The organism is Streptomyces sp. NPDC014801 (assembly GCF_043082085.1).
Taxonomy (GTDB): Bacteria; Actinomycetota; Actinomycetes; order Streptomycetales; family Streptomycetaceae; genus Streptomyces.
In genome coordinates this window covers 460,132-484,288 of the sequence record NZ_JBIBXG010000006.1, presented here as the reverse complement: position 1 = coordinate 484,288, position 24,157 = coordinate 460,132, and the positions used below count along the sequence as shown (strand labels likewise).

The 24,157-nt window shown below is 71.9% G+C and carries 17 protein-coding genes; 12 read left to right on the top strand and 5 right to left on the bottom strand.

What is annotated here, in order from left to right:
- The first annotated feature begins 20 nt into the window (after positions 1–20).
- Together ACF1AL_RS17230 and ACF1AL_RS17225 are read left to right on the top strand one after the other, a co-directional pair.
- Positions 21–983 (top strand): GNAT family N-acetyltransferase, encoded by a 963-nt coding sequence (locus ACF1AL_RS17230; RefSeq protein WP_391700905.1) that lies wholly within the window; start codon positions 21–23, stop codon positions 981–983.
- 225 nt (positions 984–1,208) lie between these two features.
- Positions 1,209–3,197 carry an ATP-dependent DNA helicase gene (locus tag ACF1AL_RS17225; protein WP_391700902.1) on the top strand — a complete coding sequence of 663 codons (1,989 nt, stop codon included), beginning with the start codon at positions 1,209–1,211 and terminating at the stop codon, positions 3,195–3,197.
- A 308-nt stretch (positions 3,198–3,505) separates the two neighbouring features.
- Here the strand turns inward: ACF1AL_RS17225 and lexA are convergent, their stop codons facing one another.
- Positions 3,506–4,285: a transcriptional repressor LexA gene (gene lexA / locus ACF1AL_RS17220; RefSeq protein WP_366836528.1), complete on the bottom strand. Its 780-nt coding sequence runs from the start codon at positions 4,283–4,285 to the stop codon at positions 3,506–3,508.
- A 587-nt stretch (positions 4,286–4,872) separates the two neighbouring features.
- Between lexA and nrdR the strand changes: the two genes are divergently transcribed.
- Together nrdR and ACF1AL_RS17210 are read left to right on the top strand one after the other, a co-directional pair.
- Complete coding sequence (gene nrdR / locus ACF1AL_RS17215; RefSeq protein ID WP_366836529.1) at positions 4,873–5,442, top strand: transcriptional regulator NrdR; 570 nt, start codon at positions 4,873–4,875, stop codon at positions 5,440–5,442.
- 166 nt (positions 5,443–5,608) lie between these two features.
- Positions 5,609–8,503: a vitamin B12-dependent ribonucleotide reductase gene (locus ACF1AL_RS17210; protein ID WP_391826369.1), complete on the top strand. Its 2,895-nt coding sequence runs from the start codon at positions 5,609–5,611 to the stop codon at positions 8,501–8,503.
- A gap of 97 nt (positions 8,504–8,600) precedes the next feature.
- Here the strand turns inward: ACF1AL_RS17210 and ACF1AL_RS17205 are convergent, their stop codons facing one another.
- On the bottom strand, positions 8,601–9,134 hold the full coding sequence (locus ACF1AL_RS17205; RefSeq protein WP_384212529.1) for a TerD family protein: 534 nt from the start codon (positions 9,132–9,134) through the stop codon (positions 8,601–8,603).
- A 152-nt stretch (positions 9,135–9,286) separates the two neighbouring features.
- Here ACF1AL_RS17205 and ACF1AL_RS17200 point away from each other — a divergent pair, with 152 nt between their 5' ends.
- The 3 genes from ACF1AL_RS17200 (at position 9,287) to ACF1AL_RS17190 (ending at position 11,565) form a co-directional block, all read left to right on the top strand.
- Positions 9,287–9,892 carry a YdbC family protein gene (locus ACF1AL_RS17200; protein WP_366836532.1) on the top strand — a complete coding sequence of 202 codons (606 nt, stop codon included), beginning with the start codon at positions 9,287–9,289 and terminating at the stop codon, positions 9,890–9,892.
- Between the two features lie 95 nt (positions 9,893–9,987).
- Positions 9,988–10,647, top strand: coding sequence for a histidine phosphatase family protein (locus tag ACF1AL_RS17195; protein WP_384212524.1), 660 nt, complete (start codon positions 9,988–9,990; stop codon positions 10,645–10,647).
- A 12-nt stretch (positions 10,648–10,659) separates the two neighbouring features.
- Positions 10,660–11,565 (top strand): ADP-ribosylglycohydrolase family protein, encoded by a 906-nt coding sequence (locus tag ACF1AL_RS17190; protein WP_366836535.1) that lies wholly within the window; start codon positions 10,660–10,662, stop codon positions 11,563–11,565.
- A 297-nt stretch (positions 11,566–11,862) separates the two neighbouring features.
- Here the strand turns inward: ACF1AL_RS17190 and ACF1AL_RS17185 are convergent, their stop codons facing one another.
- Positions 11,863–13,410 (bottom strand): MFS transporter, encoded by a 1,548-nt coding sequence (locus ACF1AL_RS17185; protein ID WP_391779676.1) that lies wholly within the window; start codon positions 13,408–13,410, stop codon positions 11,863–11,865.
- Between the two features lie 184 nt (positions 13,411–13,594).
- Here ACF1AL_RS17185 and ACF1AL_RS17180 point away from each other — a divergent pair, with 184 nt between their 5' ends.
- The 3 genes from ACF1AL_RS17180 to ACF1AL_RS17170 all read left to right on the top strand — a co-directional run bounded on the left by ACF1AL_RS17180 (position 13,595) and on the right by ACF1AL_RS17170 (position 15,685).
- Positions 13,595–14,218, top strand: coding sequence for a TetR/AcrR family transcriptional regulator (locus ACF1AL_RS17180; RefSeq protein ID WP_391660427.1), 624 nt, complete (start codon positions 13,595–13,597; stop codon positions 14,216–14,218).
- An 80-nt stretch (positions 14,219–14,298) separates the two neighbouring features.
- Complete coding sequence (locus tag ACF1AL_RS17175; RefSeq protein WP_366836539.1) at positions 14,299–15,000, top strand: ribonuclease HII; 702 nt, start codon at positions 14,299–14,301, stop codon at positions 14,998–15,000.
- Between the two features lie 67 nt (positions 15,001–15,067).
- Positions 15,068–15,685 carry a hypothetical protein gene (locus tag ACF1AL_RS17170; protein ID WP_391826367.1) on the top strand — a complete coding sequence of 206 codons (618 nt, stop codon included), beginning with the start codon at positions 15,068–15,070 and terminating at the stop codon, positions 15,683–15,685.
- 340 nt (positions 15,686–16,025) lie between these two features.
- Here the strand turns inward: ACF1AL_RS17170 and ACF1AL_RS17165 are convergent, their stop codons facing one another.
- Positions 16,026–16,646 (bottom strand): hypothetical protein, encoded by a 621-nt coding sequence (locus ACF1AL_RS17165; protein ID WP_391826365.1) that lies wholly within the window; start codon positions 16,644–16,646, stop codon positions 16,026–16,028.
- A 548-nt stretch (positions 16,647–17,194) separates the two neighbouring features.
- On the bottom strand, positions 17,195–19,360 hold the full coding sequence (locus tag ACF1AL_RS17160) for a RecQ family ATP-dependent DNA helicase (RefSeq protein ID WP_391826363.1): 2,166 nt from the start codon (positions 19,358–19,360) through the stop codon (positions 17,195–17,197).
- 242 nt (positions 19,361–19,602) lie between these two features.
- Here ACF1AL_RS17160 and ACF1AL_RS17155 point away from each other — a divergent pair, with 242 nt between their 5' ends.
- The gene (locus tag ACF1AL_RS17155) at positions 19,603–21,357 is read left to right on the top strand and encodes a DUF4192 domain-containing protein (RefSeq protein ID WP_391826361.1); all 1,755 of its coding nucleotides are present in this window, start codon (positions 19,603–19,605) and stop codon (positions 21,355–21,357) included.
- Positions 21,358–22,055: 698 nt separating this feature from the next.
- Positions 22,056–23,963 carry a glycogen debranching N-terminal domain-containing protein gene (locus tag ACF1AL_RS17150; protein WP_391826359.1) on the top strand — a complete coding sequence of 636 codons (1,908 nt, stop codon included), beginning with the start codon at positions 22,056–22,058 and terminating at the stop codon, positions 23,961–23,963.
- The last annotated feature ends 194 nt before the right edge of the window (positions 23,964–24,157 follow it).

Below are 24,157 nucleotides of genomic sequence, written 5' to 3'. Positions count from 1 at the left end.
CTCCCGAGAGGAGAGCCGTCGTGCCTCCCACCGACTCGGCCCCACCCGGTGCCGCCGATTCCGCGGCCCCTCACTTCGCCGCCGGCGACAGCCCCACGACCGCCGCCACCGACTCCAGTACTGGCACCGTCGTCTCCGCAGCCCCCGGTTCCGCCACCGTCGTCTCCGGCACCCGCCCGAGCGACGCGGACACCGACGACGCGGATACCGACGGCGTGGACGCCGACGGCGAGGACCCGGAGGACACACTCGACCTCCACCTCCCCCCGGAATTCCTCGCCCTGCGCGCCATGGAGGATGCGGCGGACACCGCTGGCCCCCTCGCTCACGGCGACCTGCGCGACCCAGTCACGGACGGCGACCGGCGTGACGGAGTCACGGACGGCGACCTGCGCGACCGGCTCACCGGCGGCGACCTGCTCGACCACCTCGCGGACTGGGGCCCGGCCGCCACCGCCGCGGGCGAGTTCCGGCTGCTCCCCGTCCGCCTCGACCGTGACCTGCCGCTCATCAGCCGCTGGATGAACGACCCGGCCGTCGCGGCCTTCTGGGAACTTGCCGGTCCGGCCGGGGTGACCGAGGCCCACCTGGCCGCCCAGCTATGGGGCGACGGGCGCAGCGTGCCGTGTCTCGGCGTGCTGGACGGAACGCCGATGAGTTACTGGGAGCTCTACCGGGCCGACCTCGATCCGCTGGCCCGGCACTATCCCGCCCGTCCGCACGACACGGGTATCCACCTTCTTCTCGGCGGCGTCGCCGACCGGGGGCGCGGACTCGGCGGCACTCTGCTGAGGGCCGTGGCCGACCTCGTCCTCGACCGCCGCCCGGCCTGTACCCGTGTCGTGGCGGAACCCGATGTACGCAATGTCCCCTCCCTGGCCGCTTTCCTGGCCGCGGGTTTCCGGTACTCCGCCGAGGTCGACCTGCCCGGCAAGCGGGCTGCCCTCATGGTCCGGGACCGGTCCCTGCGACACCTGATGTAACGCTCCGTATCGGATCTGTCACAGGGAGAACGGCCCGCCCGGTCGTCGAGTTCCCACGCCGCCCCTCGATTTTTTCCCCGTCTCTTTCCTCGTCCTTTCTTCCTCGTCCCTTCGACTTGTCCGCATCCCTCGACTACCTCCGGAGACGTCCGCGCCCGTGATCCCGTCCCAGGTCCTCACCGCGATCCGTCGTTTGTCAGTGCCGAGCCGTAGGGTGGTCGCGCTATGACGAAGCCCTCACTTCCCGAACTCCTGCACGCCGCCGTCGCCGCCGTCGGCGGTACGGAGCGTCCCGGCCAGGTGGCCATGGCCCAAGCCGTCGCCGACGCGATCGACGACGGCTCGCATCTGCTGGTCCAGGCCGGCACCGGTACGGGAAAGTCGCTGGGCTATCTCGTTCCCGCGCTCGCGCACGGCGAGCGGGTCGTGGTGGCGACCGCCACCCTGGCCCTGCAGCGTCAGCTCGTGGAGCGGGACCTTCCCCGCACGGTGGACGCGCTGCACCCGCTGCTGCGCCGCCGCCCGGAGTTCGCGATGCTCAAGGGCCGGTCGAACTATCTGTGTCTGCACCGTCTGCACGAGGGCGTTCCGCAGGACGAGGAGGACGGCCTGTTCGACCAGTTCGAGGCCGCGGCGCCCACCAGCAAGCTGGGTCAGGACCTGCTGCGCCTGCGGGACTGGTCGGACGAGACGGAGAGCGGCGACCGGGACGATCTCACCCCCGGTGTCTCGGACCGGGCGTGGGCCCAGGTGTCCGTGTCCTCCCGTGAGTGCCTGGGCGCTACCAAGTGCGCCTACGGTGCCGAGTGCTTCGCCGAGATGGCCCGCGAGCGGGCGAAGCTCGCCGAGGTCGTCGTCACCAACCACGCGCTGCTCGCGATCGACGCCATCGAGGGCGCGCCGGTCCTGCCCCAGCACGAGGTGCTGATCGTCGACGAGGCGCACGAGCTCGTTTCCCGGGTCACCGGCGTCGCCACCGGTGAGCTCACTCCCGGGCAGGTCAACCGCGCGGTGCGCCGCGCCGCCAAGCTCGTCAACGAGAAGGCCGCGGATCAGCTGCAGACCGCGGCGGAGGGCTTCGAGCGGTTGATGGAGCTGGCGCTTCCGGGCCGTCTGGAGGAGATCCCGGAGGACCTCGGCTATGCGCTGATGGCGCTGCGCGACGCGGCGCGCACGGTGATCTCCGCGATCGGTGCCACGCGCGACAAGTCCGTCCAGGACGAGGACGCGGTCCGCAAGCAGGCGCTGGCCTCCGTGGAGAACGTGCACGACGTGGCGGAGCGGATCGTCAACGGCTCCGAGTGGGACGTCGTCTGGTACGAACGCCACGACCGCTTCGGCGCCTCCTTGCGTGTGGCTCCGATGTCGGTGTCCGGTCTGCTGAGGGAGAAGCTGTTCGCCGACCGTTCGGTGATCCTCACCTCCGCGACGCTGAAGCTCGGCGGCGATTTCAACGGGGTGGGCGCCTCCCTGGGCCTCGCCCCGGAAGGCGTCGAGGGCGACGACGTGCCGCAGTGGAAGGGCGTCGACGTCGGCTCGCCGTTCGACTACCGCAAGCAGGGCATCCTCTACGTCGCCAAGCACCTGGCCCGGCCCGCGCGTGACGGCGACCGCGCCGACATGCTGGACGAGCTGACCGAGCTGATCCAGGCCGCCGGCGGCCGCACGCTGGGCCTGTTCTCGTCCATGCGGGCCGCCCAGCTCGCCGCGGAGGAGCTGCGCGGCCGCATCCCGGAGTACCCGATCCTGCTGCAGGGCGAGGAGACGCTCGGCGAGCTGATCAAGAACTTCGCGGCCGACCCGAAGACCTGCCTCTTCGGCACGCTGTCGCTGTGGCAGGGCGTCGACGTGCCCGGGCCCAGCTGTCAGCTGGTCGTCATGGACAAGATCCCGTTCCCGCGGCCGGACGACCCGCTGATGAGCGCCCGCCAGAAGGCCGTGGAGGACGCCGGCGGCAACGGCTTCATGGCGGTCGCGGCCACGCACGCGGCGCTGCTGATGGCCCAGGGCGCCGGCCGTCTCGTCCGCGCCTCGGGCGACCGGGGCGTCGTCGCCGTACTGGATCAGCGCCTGGCCACGGCCCGCTACGGCAGCTATCTGAAGGCGTCCATGCCCGACTTCTGGTACACCACCGACCGCAACCAGGTCCGCAGGTCGCTGGCGGCGATCGACGCGGTCGCGCGCCAGACGGAGAAGGAGACGGCCGAAGCCTGATCCCGCGTGGCTCGCCCGGTGGCGAGCCACGCACGGCCCCCGCCGCCGGACAGCTCACGGCGCGCATCGCTCGGCAGCGTCACGACGCACACCGCCGGAAAAGCCCAGGCCCCACCCGGCTCGACCGCGTCCTGGCGCGCACCGCCGAGCAGGCTCCCGGCTCTTCCGCCGTCCGCCGGACAGCACAGGGCCCCGGAACCGGCGCAGGGGTCCCGGGGCCCAGTCAGGGAGTGGCGGGTCGGCGCAGCCCCGCCTGGCTGCGGTGCGGCGTCGGCGCGCCCAGACGGACGGCGTGCTCGCCGCAGCGCTCAGACGCGGCGCAGTACGGCCACCACCTTGCCGAGGATCGTCGCGTCGTCGCCGGGGATGGGCTCGTAGGCGGAGTTGTGGGGGAGGAGCCACACGTGGCCGTCCTCGCGCTTGAAGCGCTTGACGGTGGCCTCGCCGTCCAGCATCGCGGCCACGATGTCGCCGTTCTCGGCGACGGGCTGGCGGCGCACGGTCACCCAGTCACCGTCGCAGATCGCCGCCTCGATCATGGAGTCGCCGACGACCTTCAGCACGAACAGCTCACCGTCACCGACGAGCTGCCGCGGCAGGGGGAAGACGTCTTCGACGGACTCCTCGGCGAGGATCGGGCCACCGGCGGCGATCCGGCCCACCAGCGGGACGTATGACGCGGCGGGCTTGCCCGCGGTGTCCGTCGGCTGGATCGGGGCGGCCTGGTCGGAGCCGCGGACCTCATAGGCGCGGGGGCGGTGCGGGTCGCGGCGCAGGAAGCCCTTCCGCTCCAGGGCCATCAGCTGGTGGGCGACGGAGGAGGTGCTGGACAGCCCGACGGCCTGGCCGATCTCCCGCATCGACGGCGGGTAGCCGCGCCGCTGCACGGAGTCCCGGATGACCTCGATCACCCGGCGCTGGCGGTCGGTGAGTCCCGAGCTGTCGGCCCGGATGCCTGGAGGTCGGCCCGGCAGGGAGCGCTTGGGCCCCTCGGGATTCGTGGCTTCGTTCATCGCGTGCACCGGCTCGAGTCGGCCCTGGGAGCGGTCCTGGGCGGTGATGGTGGCAGTGTCTGCGGTGGTGGTCACGTCGGCCCCTCTCGGTGGTCTCCCTGCCAGCACAACGGTAGTGGCTTTCGAAAGGTTGCGCCAAACACACGTTCGAGTGAAAAACCGCGATTCGTCTGACGCGATCACGTATCCGGGTGTATGGCTGGCGCGGCCCCTGACGGGCAAAAGCGCCCATTGCTGTACTCTTCACCGCCGGGGTCCCGACCTCGTGGTGTGTCGCCTCAGTCTGCCACCCGGTCTCCCGCCGGCCGGGAACCGGCCCCCGCTCTGCATGGGAGTCCCACCCCATATCCGTGCGGCGCCCACGCTATCTCCGTGATGTGCCGGAACGATACGGCCGTGCGGCACCGTCTCGCAGGTCGCCACGCGTGTCGCCGTGAGACGCTCTCCCCGCCCGGCGTCCGGACTTTCCCGCGCGACACGCGCGCGTGGCGTGGATGTATGCGCCAATCCCCACATCTAGTGGTTGGATGGCTACAGCAGCCCACAAGTTGTGGTCCCCCTGGTCTCCGACCGCTCCGCGATCGCCTATGCTTGGGGCTGCTTCGCGGGGCTCATGAGGCCCAGCGAGGCTATTGAGTCTGCTGTGAGGAGGGTTGGAGTCCATGCACTGCCCCTTCTGCAGGCACCCCGACAGCCGTGTGGTCGACAGCCGTACGACCGACGACGGCACGTCGATCCGCAGGCGCCGTCAGTGCCCTGACTGCTCCCGTCGTTTCACGACGGTGGAGACGTGCTCACTGATGGTGGTCAAGCGGTCCGGAGTCACCGAGCCCTTCAGCCGTACGAAGGTCATCAACGGTGTGCGCAAGGCATGCCAGGGACGGCCTGTCACCGAGGACGCGCTCGCCCAGCTCGGCCAGCGGGTCGAGGAGGCCGTGCGGGCCACCGGCAGCGCCGAGCTGACCACCCACGACGTGGGGCTGGCCATACTCGGTCCGCTGCAGGAGCTCGACCTCGTCGCCTACTTGCGGTTCGCCTCGGTCTACCGGGCGTTCGACTCGCTCGAGGACTTCGAGGCCGCCATCGCGGAACTGAGGGAACAGACGGGACGCCCCGCCGCGGTCGACGAGGACCGCGAAGGCGGCCAGGGCGCCGGTGCGGGGAGCCAAGAAGACGACGACGGGTCCACGGGGACGGTCCAGGTCCCCGAACCCGCGGGCGCCGCCGACTGACCGACGGGCCGGATCCGGGAGGAGACGTTCGGGATCCGGTCGGCGGCGGCGATGCGAAGACCTGTTGCGGGCGGCAGCGAGAGGGTGCCCGCAACACCAGACAGAACACCGTGCCACGGGAACATCGGGGCACTTCAGGGCGTTTTTGCCCGTACAGGGAGGCGGCATGACAGAGACGGCGAGCGGTCCGGCACGAGGTTCCCGAGCAAAGGGCGCCAAGGCCAGCAAGGGGCTGCGTATCGAGCGCATCCACACCACTCCCGGCGTGCACCCGTACGACGAGGTGTCGTGGGAGCGCCGTGACGTCGTCATGACCAACTGGCGCGACGGCTCGGTCAACTTCGAGCAGCGTGGCGTCGAGTTCCCCGACTTCTGGTCGGTGAACGCGGTCAACATCGTCACCAGCAAGTACTTCCGCGGTGCCGTCGGCACCCCGCAGCGCGAGACCAGCCTCAAGCAGCTGATCGACCGCATCGTGAAGACCTACCGGAAGGCCGGCGAGGACCACCAGTACTTCGCCTCGCCCGCCGACGCCGAGATCTTCGAGCACGAGCTGGCCTACGCCCTCCTGCACCAGATCTTCAGCTTCAACAGCCCCGTCTGGTTCAACGTCGGCACCAAGCAGCCCCAGCAGGTCTCCGCCTGCTTCATCCTGTCCGTCGACGACTCCATGGAGTCGATCCTCGACTGGTACAAGGAAGAGGGCATGATCTTCAAGGGCGGCTCCGGCGCCGGCCTGAACCTCTCCCGCATCCGCTCCTCCAAGGAGCTGCTGTCCTCCGGCGGCAACGCCTCCGGCCCGGTCTCCTTCATGCGCGGCGCCGACGCCTCCGCCGGCACCATCAAGTCCGGTGGCGCCACCCGCCGCGCCGCCAAGATGGTCGTGCTCGACGTCGACCACCCCGACATCGAGGACTTCATCGAGACCAAGGTCAAGGAAGAGGAGAAGATCCGCGTCCTGCGCGACGCGGGCTTCGACATGGACCTGGGCGGCGACGACATCACGTCCGTCCAGTACCAGAACGCCAACAACTCCGTCCGCGTGAACGACGAGTTCATGACGGCCGTCGAGAAGGGCGGCAAGTTCGGCCTGCGCGCCCGCATGACCGGCGAGGTCATCGAGGAGGTCGACGCCAAGGCGCTCTTCCGCAAGATCGCCGAGGCCGCCTGGGCCTGCGCCGACCCGGGCATCCAGTACGACGACACCATCAACACCTGGCACACCTGCCCCGAGTCCGGCCGGATCACCGCGTCGAACCCGTGCAGTGAGTACATGCACCTGGACAACACGTCCTGCAACCTCGCCTCGCTGAACCTGATGAAGTTCCTGAAGGACGACGGCAAGGGCAACCAGTCCTTCGAGACCGAGCGCTTCCAGAAGGTCGTCGAGCTGGTCATCACCGCGATGGACATCTCGATCTGCTTCGCGGACTTCCCGACCCAGAAGATCGGCGAGAACACGCGCGCGTTCCGCCAGCTCGGCATCGGCTACGCCAACCTCGGCGCCCTGCTGATGGCCACCGGCCACGCCTACGACTCCGACGGCGGCCGCGCCCTCGCCGGCGCCATCACCTCCCTGATGACCGGCACGGCCTACCGCCGCTCCGCCGAGCTCGCCGCGGTCGTCGGCCCCTACGACGGCTACGCCCGCAACGCCGACGCCCACAAGCGCGTCATGAAGCAGCACGCCGACGCCAACGGCAAGGCCGTCCGCATGGACGACCTGGACACCCCGGTGTGGGCCGCCGCCACGGAGGCCTGGCAGGACGTCGTCCGCCTCGGCGAGAAGAACGGTTTCCGTAACGCCCAGGCGTCCGTCCTCGCCCCGACCGGCACCATCGGCCTGGCCATGTCCTGCGACACCACCGGTGTCGAGCCGGACCTGGCGCTGGTGAAGTTCAAGAAGCTGGTCGGCGGCGGCTCGATGCAGATCGTCAACGGCACCGTCCCGCAGGCCCTGCGCCGCCTGGGCTACCAGGAGGAGCAGATCGAGGCGATCGTCGCCCACATCGCCGAGCACGGCAACGTGATCGACGCCCCCGGCCTCAAGCACGAGCACTACGAGGTCTTCGACTGCGCCATGGGCGAGCGGGCCATCTCCCCGATGGGCCACGTCCGCATGATGGCCGCGATCCAGCCGTGGATCTCCGGCGCCATCTCCAAGACGGTCAACATGCCGGAGACGGCGACCGTCGAGGAGGTCGAGGAGATCTACTTCGAGGCCTGGAAGCTCGGTGTCAAGGCCCTCGCGATCTACCGCGACAACTGCAAGGTCGGCCAGCCCCTCTCCGCCAAGACCAAGGAGAAGGAGAAGGCCGAGGTCACGGAGAAGGCCGAGGCGACCATCCGCGAGACGGTCGAGAAGGTCATCGAGTACCGTCCCGTCCGCAAGCGCCTGCCCAAGGGCCGCCCCGGGATCACCACGTCCTTCACGGTCGGCGGTGCCGAGGGCTACATGACCGCCAACTCCTACCCGGACGACGGTCTCGGTGAGGTGTTCCTGAAGATGTCCAAGCAGGGCTCGACCCTCGCGGGCATGATGGACGCCTTCTCCATCGCCGTCTCCGTCGGTCTGCAGTACGGCGTGCCGCTGGAGACGTACGTCTCGAAGTTCACCAACATGCGCTTCGAGCCGGCCGGCATGACGGACGACCCGGACGTGCGGATGGCGCAGTCGATCGTCGACTACATCTTCCGCCGCCTGGCGCTGGACTTCCTGCCCTTCGAGACCCGCTCCGCCCTCGGCATCCACTCCGCCGAGGAGCGTCAGCGCCACCTGGAGACCGGTTCCTACGAGCCGGCCGAGGACGAGGTCGACGTCGAGGGCCTGGCCCAGTCCGCGCCGCGCGCCCAGGAGCTGAAGGCCGTGGCCACGCCGAAGTCGGACACCGGCGCGACCAAGCCCGCTCCGCAGCAGGCCCACACCAACGCGGAACTGGTGGAGATGCAGCTGGGCATCCAGGCCGACGCCCCGCTGTGCTTCTCCTGCGGCACGAAGATGCAGCGCGCCGGCTCCTGCTACATCTGCGAGGGCTGCGGCTCGACCAGCGGCTGCAGCTGAGCAGAGCGCCCGCAGGGCGCGCATCGGCCGAGAGCTGAGCGGGGCGGTGGAACCGGGTTTCCGGTTCCACCGCCCCGCTTGCCGCGTGGCGTGTCGTTCAGGACGGCCGGGTCCGGCCCATGACCCGCGGGAAGTCCGCCGGGTCCTCCTCGAAGCCGTGGACGCCCGGCCGGAACTCCCACTCGCCGGAGGTGTCGCGGACGAACTCCGCGATCGTCGCCGCCGTGGCCCCCAGCACCTCGCCGAAGTCGCTCTGGAAGAGGTCCGTGTATCCCTCGCGGATCCGCAGACCGGGATTGAGCACGCCGATGAACGTCCGGTGCCCGGACCGCTGCTGGATGACCGCGCCGACGACCACGCGCGTGTACCGGCCGTCGAGCCGGTCCAGTTCCAGCGTCATGACCTCGTCCCAGCCGAAGCCCCGGCCGTCCCGGCTGTCGCGGTTGAGGTAGATCGTGCCGTCGGGGGAGCGGCTGTCGAAGTGGACGACATAGGCCGGATCGCCGTACGGCTCGTCCCCCGTGTAGGTGGCGGCGATCAGGTCCAGGTCGGCCGGCGGCTGCCCCGCCGGACTCGGATCCCACCTGAGCGCGACCTCGACCTTGCGGATCCCCTTGCTGAGGCCGTTCACGGACTCCCCCTTCCCGACTGCGACCGCCCCGTCCCGAACTGCCCGCCGGGCAGGGCCGGTTGTCCATCCTGCCACGCGCGCGTGCACCCTCGTACGAGCACAGTCGGCCGGACAGTGACCCCTGCCACGTTTCCTGGCCTTACGATGGCGCGGTGCTGGTCAAGTGGATTCGCTGCACCGTGGTGGACCGCCGCGGGTTCGAGCGGGGGCAGCGGAAGTGGGCGGGGCTTCTGGGGGAGCCGGGCTTCAGGGGGCAGGGCGGTGGCTGGAGCCGGAAGCGACCCGATGTGGCGAACCTCTTCGCCTTCTGGGAGAGCCGCGCCTTCTACGACTCCTTCATGGCCCGCTCCCACGACCGGCTGGCGGCCGCCCAGGCCGGCACCTTCAAGGACTGCCAGGTCCGGTTGTTCGACTACCGCTTCGACGTGAAGACGGGCTTCGAGCCGCGCTTCACGGATGCAGACCTGATCCGCGCCGCCCTGTGCCGGGTCCACGAGGAGCGCGTCGAGCACTTCACGCTGATGCAGGAGAAGGTGTGGAACCCCGCGATGGCCGGATCTCCCGGCATGATCCGCGGGCTGTTCGCCGAGGCCCCGGGGCATGAGTTCCTGGTGATGTCGATGTGGCGCTCGGCCGCCGAGCACGGAAAATACCGCGCCGAGCGGGTGGAACGCCTCGCTCTGCGCGCCCAGCTCGAGGCCGACGTCGCCTCCCTGTCGGGCGAGATCGTCGATCTGGAGCCGACCTGGACCGTGTGACGCCCCGCGTCCCCGGAGCCGGCGCACGTGTGACCTACGCCGTATGGACCCCGTTCGATTACTCGGTCGGGCGCCACCCGATCTAGGGTTTCGGCATGGCACGACCACGGCGCATCGTCCTTGTCCGGCACGGTGAGTCAACCGGCAATGTTGATGACACCGTGTACGAACGCGAGCCCGACCATGCCCTCGCCCTCACCGAGCGGGGCTGGCAGCAGGCCGAGGAGACGGGCAAGCGACTGCGCGAGCTGTTCGGCCGCGAGCGGATCAGCGTGTACGTCTCCCCCTACCGCCGCACCCACGAGACGCTGCGCGCCTTCCACCTCGACCCGGACCTCATACGGGTGCGCGAGGAGCCGCGCCTGCGCGAGCAGGACTGGGGCAACTGGCAGGACCGCGACGACGTCCGCCTGCAGAAGGCCTACCGCGACGCCTACGGCCACTTCTTCTACCGCTTCGCCCAGGGGGAGAGCGGGGCCGACGTGTACGACCGGGTGGGTGGCTTCCTGGAGAGCCTGTTCCGCAGCTTCGAGGCCCCGGACCACCCGCCGAACGTCCTGCTGGTGACCCATGGACTGGCCATGCGCCTGTTCTGCATGCGCTGGTTCCACTGGACCGTCGCCGAGTTCGAGTCGCTGTCCAACCCGGGGAACGGCGAGACCCGGATGCTCGTTCTCGGGGACGACGGCAAGTACACGCTGGACCGGCCGTTCGACCGTTGGCGAGAACCGGAACCGTACGGGATCACCGGATAGAGTGGCAGGGCGATGACCGCTGAATCCTCATGCGACGGGCGCCTGGTCCGCGCCCTGGCCAGCCTGCGCGGACTGGCCGTCGGGGACGCGCTGGGCTCCCAGTTCTTCGTGCCCGCGAACTATCCGCTCCTCAAGCGCCGCGAACTGCCGCCGGGCCCGTGGCAGTGGACCGACGACACCGAGATGGCCTGCTCCGTGGTCGCCGTGCTCGCCGCCCACGAGCGCATCGACCAGGACGCCCTGGCCCGCTCCTTCGCCGAGCACCACGACTTCGACCGCGGGTACGGCCCCGCCGTCAACCGGCTGCTGCGGCTCATCCGTGAGGGCGGCGACTGGCGCGAGCTGTCCGCCGCGCTCTTCAAGGGGCAGGGCTCCTGGGGCAATGGCGCCGCGATGCGCATCGCTCCGCTGGGCGCCTGGTACGCCGACGATCCCGAGCAGGCGACCCACCAGGCCGAGATCTCCGCCTACCCCACGCACCAGCACCGCGAGGCCGTCGTCGGCGCCATGGCCGTGGCCGCGGCCACCGCACTGGCCGCCGCTCCCGGTGGCCCGCCGAGCCCCGAGGCGCTCCTGGACGAGGTGGTCGCCCTCGTCCCCAAGAGCGCCGTCGGCCAGGGCCTGCGACGCGCCCGGGACATGCTCGACTACGGCGACGCCGCCACCGTGGCGGCGGTGCTCGGGTGCGGCCGGCGCACGAGCGCCCACGACACCGTGCCCTTCGCACTGTGGTCGGCCGCGCGCTCCCTCGGTGACTTCGAGGAGGCCTTCTGGACGACCGCTCAGGTGGGCGGCGACGTGGACACGACCTGCGCCATCGTGGGTGGCGTGCTGGCCGCCGGGAAGGCGGGCGGACCGCCCGCCGACTGGGCGGAGCGCACGGAAGCCCTGCCGGACTGGGTGCCGACGGCCGTCTGAGCCCCTTCCCCGTCTTCGGCCGCTCCTCTGGGGCACTTGCCGTGCCTGCCTCCGTGGAAACTCTCCGTGCAGGCCGGGAACTCTGCGTGACCGTCGGCCGTTTCCCCTGTAGGCGCCCGGTGATGCGCGGCGTTGCGAGAGGCGTGACGCGGCCGGACGGGCAGGGGAGCGGGGGTGGTCATGAGGAAGCCGGTCGTTGTGCGAGCGGGAGGCGGGGTGCGGATGGCCGGACCGGCGTCCCCGTCGGTCCCCTGGGCGCGGTGCGGCCATCCGCGGTCTTGTGCGGACCCTCCCGGATCAGGCCATCGGGCCGGCCGTGCCCGCCAGGGCGTCCAGATCGCTCTTGCGGACCCGGATCACGGTCCACGCGGTGATCAGGGCGAGGACGGCCATGGCCGCGGCGGGGACGAACGCCGAGGAGATGCCCTCGGCGAGCACCTCGTGGCCCCACGGGGCCGGGAGCTGGTGGGTCGTGGCGAACTGCGCCTTCTGCTCCGGGGTGGCGTCGGCGAGGAACTGCGGCAGCTGCTTCTGCGCCTCGTCCCTGCTGGCCGAGCCGAACACCGTGGTCAGGATCGACAGTCCCAGGGAACCGCCGACCTGCTGCGTCGCGTTCAGCAGGCCCGACGCGGCGCCCGCCTCCTGCGGGGCGACACCGGAGACGGCGGTGACCGTCACCGTGACGAAGTTCAGGCCCATGCCGAAGCCGAAGACCAGCATGGGGCCGAGCACGCCCCCGACGTAGGTGCTGTCCGGGCTGATCGTCGCCTGCCAGATCAGTCCCACGGTCACCAGCGCGGAGCCCGTGAGCAGGAACGGCTTCGGGCCGAGCACGGGCAGGAAGCGCTGGGACAGACCCGCGCCGACGGCGATCGCGACGGTCACGGGCAGGAAGGCGATGCCTGCCTGGATCGGGCTGTAACCGAGTACGTTCTGCACGAACAGCACGATGTAGAAGAACATCCCGAACATCGCCGCGGCCAGGCTCAGCATGATCACGTACGTGCCCGAGCGGTTGCGGTCGGCGAACATCTTCAGCGGGGTGATCGGCTCCTTCGCCCGCCGCTCGATCAGCACGAACGCCACCAGCAGCACAAACGCGGCGGCGAACGAGCCGAGAGTCAGACTGTCCCGCCAGCCCTCCTCGGCGGCCCGGATGAAGCCGTAGACCAGCGATGCCATGCCGGCCGTGGAGGTCAGCGCCCCGGCGATGTCGAAGCGGCCCGGGTGCCGCTCGGACTCGTTGATGTACAGCGGCGCGAGCGAAGCGATCAGGACACCGATCGGGACGTTGACGAAGAGCACCCACCGCCAGTCCAGCCATTCGGTGAGCATGCCGCCCGCCAGCAGGCCGATCGCACCGCCGCCCGCGGAGACTGCGGCGAAGACACCGAAGGCCCGGTTGCGTTCCGGACCCTCGGGGAACGTCGTGGTGATCAGTGCCAGCGAGGTCGGCGAGGCGATCGCGCCACCCATGCCCTGCAGGGCCCGGGCCGCCAGCAGCTGCCAGGGCTCCTGGGCGAGCCCGCCCAGCAGCGAGGCGAAGGTGAACAGCAGGATGCCGGTCATGAAGACCCGGCGGCGGCCGAGGATGTCTCCGGCGCGGGCGCCGAGCAGGAGAAGGCCGCCGAAGGTGAGCGTGTACGCGCTGACGACCCAGGTGAGGTCGGTGGTGCTGAACTTGAGCGCGTCTTGAATGTGCGGAAGGGCGATGTTCACAATCGTCGCGTCGAGTACCACCATGAGTTGGCAGGCCGCGATGACGGTGAGTGCGATGCCGGGATGTCCCTCCCGGCGAGCCGCACCTGGTTTCTGGTCTTTGACGAGCTGAGAGGTAGTGGCCATGGGTCCCCCACAAGAGCCTTAGTGAACGATGTCGTTCACTGCCGCGTCCACGGTAGTCAGCTCCCTGTAGAGAACGCAAGCGTTCACTTAACGGGATACGAATCGGCGTGTCCCCCGCCCCTGCCGTGCCGCGAGCCCCGATTCCCCGCTGCACCCGCTCTCTCTGCCCGCTGGAGACACTCCGATGGTTACCTCGCGCTGGACGGCCGCCCCCGCCCGGACGGCCGCTTCCCGACGGCGCGGCGCCGTACTCGAACGCGCGATCCTCGACGCCACGCTGGAACAGCTCAGCACGGTCGGCTGGAAGGGTCTGACGATGGAGGGCGTCGCCGCCGGCGCCCAGACCGGCAAGGCCGCGGTCTACCGCCGCTGGCCGTCCAAGGAGGACCTGGTCGCCGACGCCCTGCAGGCCGGCCTGCCCCGGCTCGACGCCGCCCCTGATCTCGGCGGCGTGCGTGAGGACCTGCTGGCGCTGTGCCGGCGCTCCCGTGACGCGATGTTCTCCCGCCCCGGTTTCGCGCTGCGCTCGGTGATTCACGAATGCGACCCGATGCAGGCCGAGCGCTTCCACGCCGTCATCGTCGAGGGGGTCGTCCAGCCCATGCTGGAACTGCTCCGCGAGATCGTCGAGCGGGGAATCGAGCGCGGCGAGGTACGTGCCGACGCGGTCAACGGCTATGTCCTGGACGCCATTCCGGCCATGATGATGTACCGCTCCAAGATGTGCGCCAGCGAATGGAACGACCAGGACCTCGAGGAGATGATCGACCAGTTGATGCTTCCCCTGCTGCGCCCGGACAACGTCTGACGGGTACCCGCACGAGTGTTCCGGTCAGAGGGGGGCCGGGGTGTCGCCCGGGGATCACGGCGGCGTACGCTAAGGGCGCCATGCCGTACGAAGCACCTACTCACACCGTCGAGCGCTCCCTGCGCGCCACGACCGGAGCGAAGGTCATCGCCGGTGTCGACGAGGTGGGGCGCGGCGCCTGGGCCGGTCCCGTCACCGTCTGCGCGGCGGTCACCGGACTGCGCCGGCCCCCCGAGGGCCTCACCGACTCCAAGCTGCTCACCGTCAAACGACGCACGCAGCTCGCGGAGACACTGGAGAAGTGGGTGACGGCGTACGCCCTGGGGCACGCCACCCCGGAGGAGATCGACGACCTGGGGATGACGGCCGCGCTGCGGCTGGCCGCGGGGCGGGCCCTGGAGGCCCTGCCCGTGCGTCCCGAGGCCGTGATCCTCGACGGGAAGCACGACTACCTCGGCACTCCGTGGCAGGTTCGCACGGTGATCAAGGGGGACCGGTCGTGCGTGGCGGTCGCCGCGGCGTCGGTGATCGCCAAGGTCCAGCGCGACAAAATGATGGCCGAACTGGGTATCGAGCATGCACACTTCGGTTTTGCGGACAACGCCGGGTATCCCTCTCCCGTGCACAAGGCCGCACTGGCGGAGTGGGGACCCACCCCCCACCACCGGTTGTCGTGGGCGTATCTTGATGCGCTGCCCCAGTGGCGGCATCTCAAGAAGGCCCGCAGCTGGGCGGACGGAAGCGTTCCGGAGATCGAGGGCCAGCTCGGCTTCGATTTCTGAGCCTCCGGTCGCACTCATGTGCCACCCGTTCACGTGAGCCGCACCAACGTTTGATAAATATCAGCTCATGCCTCTCATTCCCGAGGAGCCTCAGATTCACGAGAGTGCCCAGGGTCCCCGCGCCACTCCGGCCAGTGGCCGTACCGCGCCGACCCCCCGCCCCGTACCCGGTCCCCGTCCCGTGGCTCCGGCCCGGCCCGGTCGTCCCGGCCCCCTGCGGCCGACGCCCGCGGCGCAGCGCACGCCCCGCGAGGGGGTGCCGGCCCAGCCCGGACCGGCCGCTTCCGGCCCGGCGGCCCCGCAGATCCAGCTGATCCCGGCGTCGGTCGAGGGAGCCCTCGACGCCGCCGAGGAGGCCGTGGACCTGCTGCTGGACTCCGGCCGCGCCCCCGGCGACGTCCTGGTGGTCACCACCGGCGAGCCGCACCCGTGGGCCACCCACGAGCTGTCCTTCGGCGAGACCTCCTACTGGGCCCAGCACGACGCCCGCGACGACGTGTTCTACGCCGACGCCGCCGTGATCGGCCGAGCCGCCTCCCGGCCCGTGGTCGTCGTCGCCCTCAACGGTGGGACCGACGCCGCTGCCGCGACCGCCCTCTCCGTCGCCCACGGCAAGGCCGGCGCCCTGCTGATCGTCTGCGGCGACCCGCAGAAGATCAACTCGGTGCTGGGCGTGGGAGTCTGACCGTTTCGGTCGCGTCGCCGATCGCGGTCGCACCTCGGGGTGCGGTCGCGGTGCAGGTGGGGGAGCGTGCTCTGCCTCCGCGGCCGGACCGGCGGTCTCTGGCTGCCGGGGCGGGATCCTCATGGGCCACGGCTCGGCACGTCTGGGGCGACACGGCCGCGTTCAGGCACGCTCGGTGCGCTGGGTGTCGTACGGCATGGGACTGGTGTGCGCCTGCATCGGCGTGAGTTGGCCTGTTCTGCCGAGGGGCGGCCCCGTCCGTTGAAGACGACCGGATTCGCTGAGGCCGACTGCCTCCGTCGAAGCCGGACTCGGCGCAGGAGCCCGGCTCGGGACGGGGTCAGCGGGCCGCTGCCCGGCGCAGGATCTCCGAGGCGACACCGCCGGTGCGGGGTAGGGGAGGCGGCGCCTCGGCCGTGGCGAAGGGCTCCGGCGCCGAACCGGCGTGAGGGCGGCGGCCGCCGCGTCCTTCACCAAGCACCTGCCAGCCGTCGCGCGTCAGGGTGATGTAGGCCCCGCAGCGCAGTCCGTGCAGGGTGCAGGCGTCGCGCAGACCCCACATCCACGCGCCGTCCTCCTCCGTCCAACGCGCGTCGCCCTCACGGCAGTACAGCAGGACGGCGGTCCGCACCGGTGTGCGGCGCCGCAGGTCGTGCGGGATGACCCGGCGCAGCTGGGACAGCAGGGCGTTGCGGAACTGCCAGCCGTCCGCGGGTGCCGGGCGGCGGATGAACGACGCGCTGGCCCGCAGCCGCTCGTCGGGGTCGAGTACGGCCACGATCGCGGTCGACGGCCCGGGCCGGTGCCGGGCGTGCAGCCCGCTGACGACCTCACGCGGGTTGCGCAGCAGAGGGATGCCCGCGGCGGCCCACTCGGCGGGTTCGAGCATGCGGCTGGCGGACGCGGCGGACGCGGACGTCGACAAGGACGCCGCCGAGGACGGAGCGAATCCGAAGGTCACGTTCCTCCCTTCGGCTACGCGCCCACACTGCGGGCGAGTCGGATTCGGGGGAGCCCACACCGCGGCAGAGTCCTGCCGGACCACGGGCGAGCCGTGCGGGGAGCGGACTTCAATTCTTCCTGTCGAACTGGATTGCGGCAACGAGCAATTGGGGCCACCGGCCGGTATGCGCTGGTCTGAGGCTTATATCTCGACGCTCTATTTCTTTCCCCGTCACCGCCCGCTGATGCACCGACACGGACGGCGCCGCAGGCCACGGCCGCGGGCGGGACCGGGCCGCCGGCCGCTGACCGGCGTCGTCCCTTCCCCAGGCCGAATTCCCGGTTCGGGGGCCGGAAGGCGGTCCCGGACGGCCGGACGGGGGCGCGGTCGCGCACCGACGTGACCGCGCCGTCGTGGCCTCACGCCGACGCGGCCGACGCGGCTGTTGTGATCTCACGCCGACGCGGCCCACGCGTCCGTCGTGGTCTCACGCCCGCGCGGCCGCCGCAGCCGTACGAGGTCGCGGCCGCGGGGCGAGGCTCGTGGGGCGCGGCTCGTGGGCGGGATCAGCCCTGCACCGCCAGGACGAGCGGCAGCACCCCGGGTGCGCCCGCCCGGCGCAGCAAGCGCGCGGCGACCGCCAGCGTCCAGCCTGTCTCCGTGAAGTCGTCGACGAGGAGCACCGGACCCTCGGCCTGACCGAGAACGGCGGCCAGCTCCGCCGGGACGGTGAGCGTGCCGGTGAGGGCCTTGAGCCGCTGGGCGCTGTTGCTGCGGGCGACCGGGGCGGTGTCGGGCGCGTACTCGACCGACCCGAGCAGCGGCAGCCGCCCGACCTCCGCGATCCGCGCGCCGAGGGAACCGATCAGCTGCGGCCGGGTGCGGGAGGCGAGCGTGACCACGCCGACCGGGCGGGCCGGCGCGTCCGGCGCCCCGGTGGCCCACCCGCCGGGCCCCTTGGCCCAGTCGGCCAGCACGCCGATCACGGCTTGCGCGACGTCGTCCGGGACCGGTCCGTCGGGCGTCTGCGGCGCCAGCAGCGGGCGCAGCCGGTTGCCCCAGCCGATGTCCGAAAGCCGCCCCAACGCCCGCCCGGGCGAGGCCTGCTCCCCGGCCGGGATGCGCCCCTTGAGGTCGATGCCGATCGCCGGCAGGCCGGTCGGCCACATGCGCCGCGGTTCGACCTCGATTCCGGCCCGGCCGAGGTCGACACGGGCCGCGTCCACCGCGGTCACCGAGGTGTCGGGCGTGAAGCGCGGACCCGCGCAGTTGTCGCAGCGGCCGCACGGCTTGGCCCCCTCGTCGTCCAGTTGCCGCTGCAGGAACTCCATGCGGCAGCCTGTCGTCGACGCGTAGGCCCGCATCGCCTGCTGTTCCGCCGCGCGCTGCCGCGCAACCCAGGCGTAGCGCTCGGCGTCGTAGGTCCACGGCCGGCCGGTCGCGATCCAGCCGCCCTTGACCCGCTTCACCGCCCCGTCCACGTCGAGGACCTTGAGCATGGTCTCCAGTCGTGACCGTCGCAGCTCGACCAGCGGCTCCAGCGCGGGCAGGGACATCGGGCCGTCCGCGCGCGCGAGGACGTCGAGCGTGCGGCGCACCAGGTCCTCCGACGGGAAGGCGAGCGAGGCGAAGTACTCCCAGATCGCCTCGTCCTCCTTCCCCGGCAGGAGCAGCACCTCGGCGTGCTCCACACCGCGCCCGGCGCGGCCGACCTGCTGGTAGTAGGCGATGGGGGAGGAGGGGGAACCGAGGTGGACGACGAAACCCAGATCCGGCTTGTCGAACCCCATGCCGAGCGCGGACGTCGCGACCAGGGCCTTCACCTTGTTGCCGAGCAGGTCGTCCTCGGCCTGCTGACGTTCGGCGTTCTCGGTCCGTCCCGTGTACGAGGCGACGGTGTGGCCGCGTTGCCGCAGGAACGCGGTGACCTCCTCCGCGGCGGCCACGGTGAGCGTGTAGATGATGCCGGAACCCGGCAGCTCGTCCAGGTGGTCGGCCAGCCAGGCCATGCGGTGCGCGGCGTCCGGCAGGCGCAGCACGCCCAGCGTCAGGCTCTCCCGGTCCAGCGGACCGCGCAGCACCAGGGCGTCGGAGGCGTCACCCGTGCCGAGCTGTTCCGCGACGTCGGCGGTCACCCGGGCGTTGGCGGTGGCCGTGGTCGCGAGGACCGGCACACCGGCCGGCAGGTCCGCGAGCATGGTCCGCAGACGCCGGTAGTCCGGCCGGAAATCATGCCCCCAGTCGGAGATGCAGTGGGCCTCGTCCACGACGAGGAGCCCGGTGGCCGCCGCCAGCTCGGGCAGCACGCTGTCACGGAAGTCCGGGTTGTTCAGCCGCTCGGGGCTGACCAGCAGAACGTCGACCTTCCCCGCGGCGATCTCGGCCTGGACGGTCTCCCACTCCTCGGTGTTGGCGGAATTGATCGTCCGGGCGTGGATGCCGGCCCGGGCCGCCGCCTCCACCTGGTTGCGCATCAGCGCGAGCAAGGGGGAGACGATGACAGTGGGCCCGCTGCCCCGGGCCCGCAGCAGGGACGTCGCCACGAAGTAGACCGCGGACTTGCCCCATCCCGTGCGCTGCACGACGAGCGCCCGGCGTCTGTCCGCGACGAGCGCCTCGATCGCCCGCCACTGGTCCTCGCGCAGCCGGGCCGCGCCGGTCGGGTCCCCGACCAGGCGGGCGAGGACCGCGTCGGCGGCCGTCCGCAGATCCGCGTTGCTCGTGTGCTCCATGGGTCCATCCAACAGGACGCCACTGACAATCCGGGCACGGTGGGGACGGGCGGCGTGATGTCGACGCCGTTGCGACAGCTTTCGGTGGTGGCTTGCGGCGACGGCTTGCGGGGACGTCGGTGGGCGTTCGGCCCGGCATCTGGGCCCTGACGCCACCGGGCGCCAGGCAGCTTTGGCGTGTCCCTGGTCGAAGTTATCCACAGCCCCAACCGGAACATCGAAATCCGCGAGATCGTCTGGGCATGACGAACCACAGCGAAACCACCGGATCCTTCGAAAACGACTCCTACCCGCACCTTTTCGGTCCCTTCGGACCGGACGACCGCCCCGCACACCAGGTGACGCTCCGCACGCCCGCCGAACTGGCCGACGCCCTGCCGTACCTGCTCGGCTACCGCCCCGAGGACAGCATCGTCCTGGTCGCCCTGTACGACCACGGCGGACGCGGCCGCTTCGGCGGACGGGCCCGGATCGGCATTCCGCGCAACCCCGAGGACTGGTCCTCGGTGGCCCGTCAGATGGTCGACGGGCTGATCATCGGCAGCCGCCGGCGGGGCGCACCACCGGAGCAGATGGTCGCCTACCTCTGCCAGGAGCCCGCGCCGGGCCAGACAGGACGACAGGTCATGGAGCGGCTGCAGCCCCTCGCGCACGCTCTGCGGCTCCGAAGCGGTGAGCTCGACGTGCCCGTCGTCGAGGCGCTGTGCATCTCGGACGGCCGCTACTGGTCGTACATCTGCGAGCGCGAGGCCTGCTGCCCCTCCGAGGGTGCCCCGATGGGGCTGCCCGGCACGTCCGTCCTCGCCGCCGCGGCCGCCTATGCGGGCGTGCGGATCCGCGGCACGCTGCGCGAACTGCGGGCGCGCCTGCTGCCCTGGGAGACGTCCGCCGCCCTCCAGCAGGAGGTGGCACTGGACACCACGAGCATGGCGCTGGTCCCCAGGATCGTCGACGGCACCGGCCGCGTGCAGGTCGCCGAGGAGACGGTCGGGCTGGCCGGGCAGGTCGTGCGGCGTTTCGCCGAAGCCCCCGCGGTGTCCGGCATGCTCGACGCCGACCGGCGCGACGACGAACTGCTCAGCCACGAAGAGGCCGCGGCCCTCATCCTCGGGCTGCAGGACCGCACCACCCGCGACCGGCTGGCCGAGTGGACGGAGGGCGACGAAGCCGAGCCCGCGCTCCGCCTGTGGCGGGCACTCGCCCGCCGCTGCGTCGGCCCCTACGGCGAGCATGCCGCAGCGCCCCTCACTCTCGTCGGCTGGGTCGCCTGGTCGATCGGCGACGAGGTCGAAGCCCGCGAAGCGCTCGCCATGGCACTCGGCGCCGACCCCGGATACCTCTTCGCCCGTCTCCTGCATCAGGCCATCAACGAAGGGCTCGACCCCGAGTCGGTCCGGCGCTGCCTGCGCGCGGAGCGAGAGGGACGCACGCGTGCCACGACGCAGGGCGGGCGCACCGACGCGGGCGAAGGGCGGCGGGACGGCAGCGACATCCAGCACGCCGATCCGGATGGAGAACGCCAAGTGGACGCCGAGTGCTTCGCCACGGCTGGAGGGTGTCAGGTGGGCATGGACGTCGAGCGGGCCGACGCGGGTGGACTGCGGCAGGGGGACATGAGCACCCAGCACGCCGATGCGGGCGAAGGTCGCCGGCAGGGCGCCGACGCCCAGCGCGCCACCGTGGGGCAAGAGCACCGGAACGGCTTGGACGTCCAGGGCGCCGACGACCCCTCCGTGGTAGAGCGCTCCGGCGGATCTGCGGCGGCCGACGCGGATCGGCCGCTCGCCGATGCCGCACCGGTCCTCGCCTCGGGCCTCCGCACCACCGAGCGGCGACGCCGTACCGGCCCGGGGCACGGGCGCGCCGGAACCGGCCCCCGTCCCTCACGCCCGGCCGGCGCACGCCCGCGCACCGCGGGCAAGCTGCCCAGCCGGCGACGGAGCACCGGCTCGGACGGCATCCTGCCCACCGGCGCTGAGGCCGAGGAGGAGGCGTGAGCCGGCTCCTGGACGTCCGCAGGGGATACCCGGGCCGCCATGGACGCTGCCGGACGGGGGCCGGAGCCGGGGCGAGCAGGACGACGGCGGGATGGCGCACGGCGTTACGTGGCCTGCGCAGGGCAGCGGATACGACGGATCACCTCCGCCACGCGCCGGCGCCACCCCGTTGCGGGCGTGACCCCGGCGATCCCCGCTCCGTTCACCTGAGTGGCGGAAAGGCAGGGCCAGGTGCGCGACCGCACCGAGCCCGTCCCGCCGCAGCCCTCCGTCCGGCGCCGACCACGCCCGAGGCGCACCGCGCGCAGAAGAGCCACCGCATGCAGCAGCCCACCTCGTCATCGCCGCCCAAGCCCGCGGCCCCACCGCTCAGGGCACCCGGCGGCCCAGCTGACCCGACGACCGCCCCCGCACCCGAGAGCCCGCCCCTCACCCGGCCCGAGAGCCCGTCGCTCACCCGGCCCAAGGGCGAGCCGACCACCCCGCCCGCGGCCGGCCGAATCCTCACCCGACTCGCCACCGACCCCGGCACAACCAGCTCCGCCACAGACCCCACAGCGCCACCCTCCTCTCGCCAGTCCGACGCGACCCCCGGCGCCGGAGCGCGGTGGTCGGTCGGCGGGTCGCCACCCGCCCGGCCCCCGGCCGGTCCCCGGCGGCCGACCGATCTCCCGGCCGCTCACACCAGCCTGATCTGCGTGGCCCTTCCCGGTCTGGCGATCTCCCAGGACGCCCAGCTCACCGGCCGAGGGCTGGACGGCATCTACCGCGCCGGCCGACGGCTCCTGTCCCGCTGCCGGATCCGCGTCGCCGGCCGGGAGCCGCTCACCGTGCAGGCCCAGATGACCTCCGCCGACAGTGCCCGCTTCGTGGCGACCCTGCGCGCCTCCCCGCACAGCGGCCCCGACCCCGACATCGTCGTGGAACGGACCCGCCGCGCGGACGGCACCGAACGGATCACCCTGCACAGCACCGCCCCGCGTCCGCTGCGGTTGCCTCTCGAGGTGGCCCTCGGCACGGATCTGGCGGATCTCGCGGCCATCGCCTCCGGCGACGCCGGTCCCGAACTGCCCGCCACCGTCCGGGATTCCGGCCTGCGCTGGACCTCACCCTCCGGCACGTGCTCCGTCACGGCCGAACCACCGCCCTCCGACGCGCTCGCCTCGGCCGGGCTCCTGCGGTGGGACCTCGAACTCCACCCCGGCGCCACCACGACGGTGGAACTACGGGTCCGGCCGGACGGCGCCGGACCGGTCCGAGCCGCGGGGCGGACCGCGGCCAGTCCGTTCGCGCCAGCCGACGCCGACGGCGACGACGCACGGGTGCAGGCGCTCCTGCGCACCAGCGTCGACGATCTTCAGGCGCTGTTGCTGCGCGATCCGGAGCACCCGGGCGACACCTACCTCGCGGCCGGCGTTCCCTGGCGCTGCGGTCTCGCCCCGGCCGACGCGCTCGCCGCGGCGCGGTTGGCCCTGCCGCTGGGGACCCGGCTCGCCGCGGGCACCCTGCGCGTCCTCGCCCGTACCCAGATCACCGCACCGGGACCGCGGTACGGGATGATCCCGGGCCCGCTGCGGGACGCGGGTCCCCATCTCCCACCGAGCTGCACGGCCACCGAAGCCACGCTGCTCTTCCCTGTCGTCCTGGCGGAGGCCCGCCGCTGGGGGTTGCCGGACCAGCACACGCGGGAGCTGCTGCCGGCAGCCGAACGCTGCCTGGCCTGGCTGCGAGCCGCGGTCGGCGACGGCGTCTACCTGCGTGATCCCCAGCCGGGAGGACCGGCCCGCTGCGAGACGCAGGCTCACGCCCACCGTGCCGCGCTGCTGGGTGCCGACCTGCTCGACGCCCACGGCAGACCCGGCGCGCACGAACTGCGGCAGTGGGCGGCGGAGCTGCGCGGCGCGTTCCGGGACGAGTTCTGGGCGGACGATCCGAGCGGCGGACGTCCGGCGGCCGCCCGCGCACCCGACGGACGTCTCCTGACGCACCTGGGGGCGGGCGCGGCCCACCTCCTCGACACCGGCCTGCTCGGCGGGGGAGAGCAGGCGCCCGGACTCCTGGACCGCGTCCGTACCGAACAGCTCGCCCGCCTGCTCGGCAGCCCCGCACTCGACTCGGGCTGGGGCCTGCGCGCACTGTCCGCGAAGGAGGCCGGCCACAACCCGTTCGGCCACCGCAGTGGCGCCGTGCGGGTCCACGAGACGGCGGTGGCCGTCGCCGGACTGACCGCAGCCGGTTACGAGAAGGAGGCGTCCTCCCTGCTGCGCGGCACGCTCGCGGCGTCGGAGGCCTTCGGGCACCGGTTGCCCGAGATGTACGGCGGCGAACAGCGCGCCGAAGGGCGGCTTCCGATCCCGCACCCGGCCGCCTGCCGCCCGGCCGCGACGGCTGCTGCCGCCGGGGTGTTCCTGCTGACCACGCTCGCCGGCATCCGGCCCGACGCCGCGGCCGGCACGGTGACCCTCCGCCCGATGTCCAGCGCGCCGCTGGGCGAGCTCGTACTGCGGGGGCTCAGAGTCGCCGGCGCACCCTTCTCCGTACGAGTGAGCCGCCTCGGCCTCGCCATGGTCGAGGAGGCGGCCGACGGGCTGCAGCTGCGCTCGTGATCACCCTGTTGTGTGAGCAGGGCGCGCGCGTCGGAGCGTGATCCGGAATCCGCCGGGCCGCTGCTGGACCTCCGGCCGCAGGCGTCGCCGACGGCCGCCAGGGGGTACTGCCTGCCTCCCCGCTCTGACACCCTGACCTTGGCATACGTGACAGAACCCGCGCCCGCAGGGACTCGGGACGGAAGGGAGACCGA

Coding starts and splice junctions, on each gene's coding strand:
- nrdR (WP_366836529.1), top strand. CDS start 4,873: ATGCACTGCCCCTTCTGCAGGCACCCCGACAGCCGTGTGGTCGACAGC.
- ACF1AL_RS17190 (WP_366836535.1), top strand. CDS start 10,660: ATGACCGCTGAATCCTCATGCGACGGGCGCCTGGTCCGCGCCCTGGCC.
- ACF1AL_RS17160 (WP_391826363.1), bottom strand. CDS start 19,360: ATGGAGCACACGAGCAACGCGGATCTGCGGACGGCCGCCGACGCGGTC.
- ACF1AL_RS17155 (WP_391826361.1), top strand. CDS start 19,603: ATGACGAACCACAGCGAAACCACCGGATCCTTCGAAAACGACTCCTAC.
- ACF1AL_RS17175 (WP_366836539.1), top strand. CDS start 14,299: ATGCCGTACGAAGCACCTACTCACACCGTCGAGCGCTCCCTGCGCGCC.
- ACF1AL_RS17210 (WP_391826369.1), top strand. CDS start 5,609: ATGACAGAGACGGCGAGCGGTCCGGCACGAGGTTCCCGAGCAAAGGGC.
- ACF1AL_RS17225 (WP_391700902.1), top strand. CDS start 1,209: ATGACGAAGCCCTCACTTCCCGAACTCCTGCACGCCGCCGTCGCCGCC.
- ACF1AL_RS17170 (WP_391826367.1), top strand. CDS start 15,068: ATGCCTCTCATTCCCGAGGAGCCTCAGATTCACGAGAGTGCCCAGGGT.
- ACF1AL_RS17185 (WP_391779676.1), bottom strand. CDS start 13,410: ATGGCCACTACCTCTCAGCTCGTCAAAGACCAGAAACCAGGTGCGGCT.
- ACF1AL_RS17195 (WP_384212524.1), top strand. CDS start 9,988: ATGGCACGACCACGGCGCATCGTCCTTGTCCGGCACGGTGAGTCAACC.
- ACF1AL_RS17180 (WP_391660427.1), top strand. CDS start 13,595: ATGGTTACCTCGCGCTGGACGGCCGCCCCCGCCCGGACGGCCGCTTCC.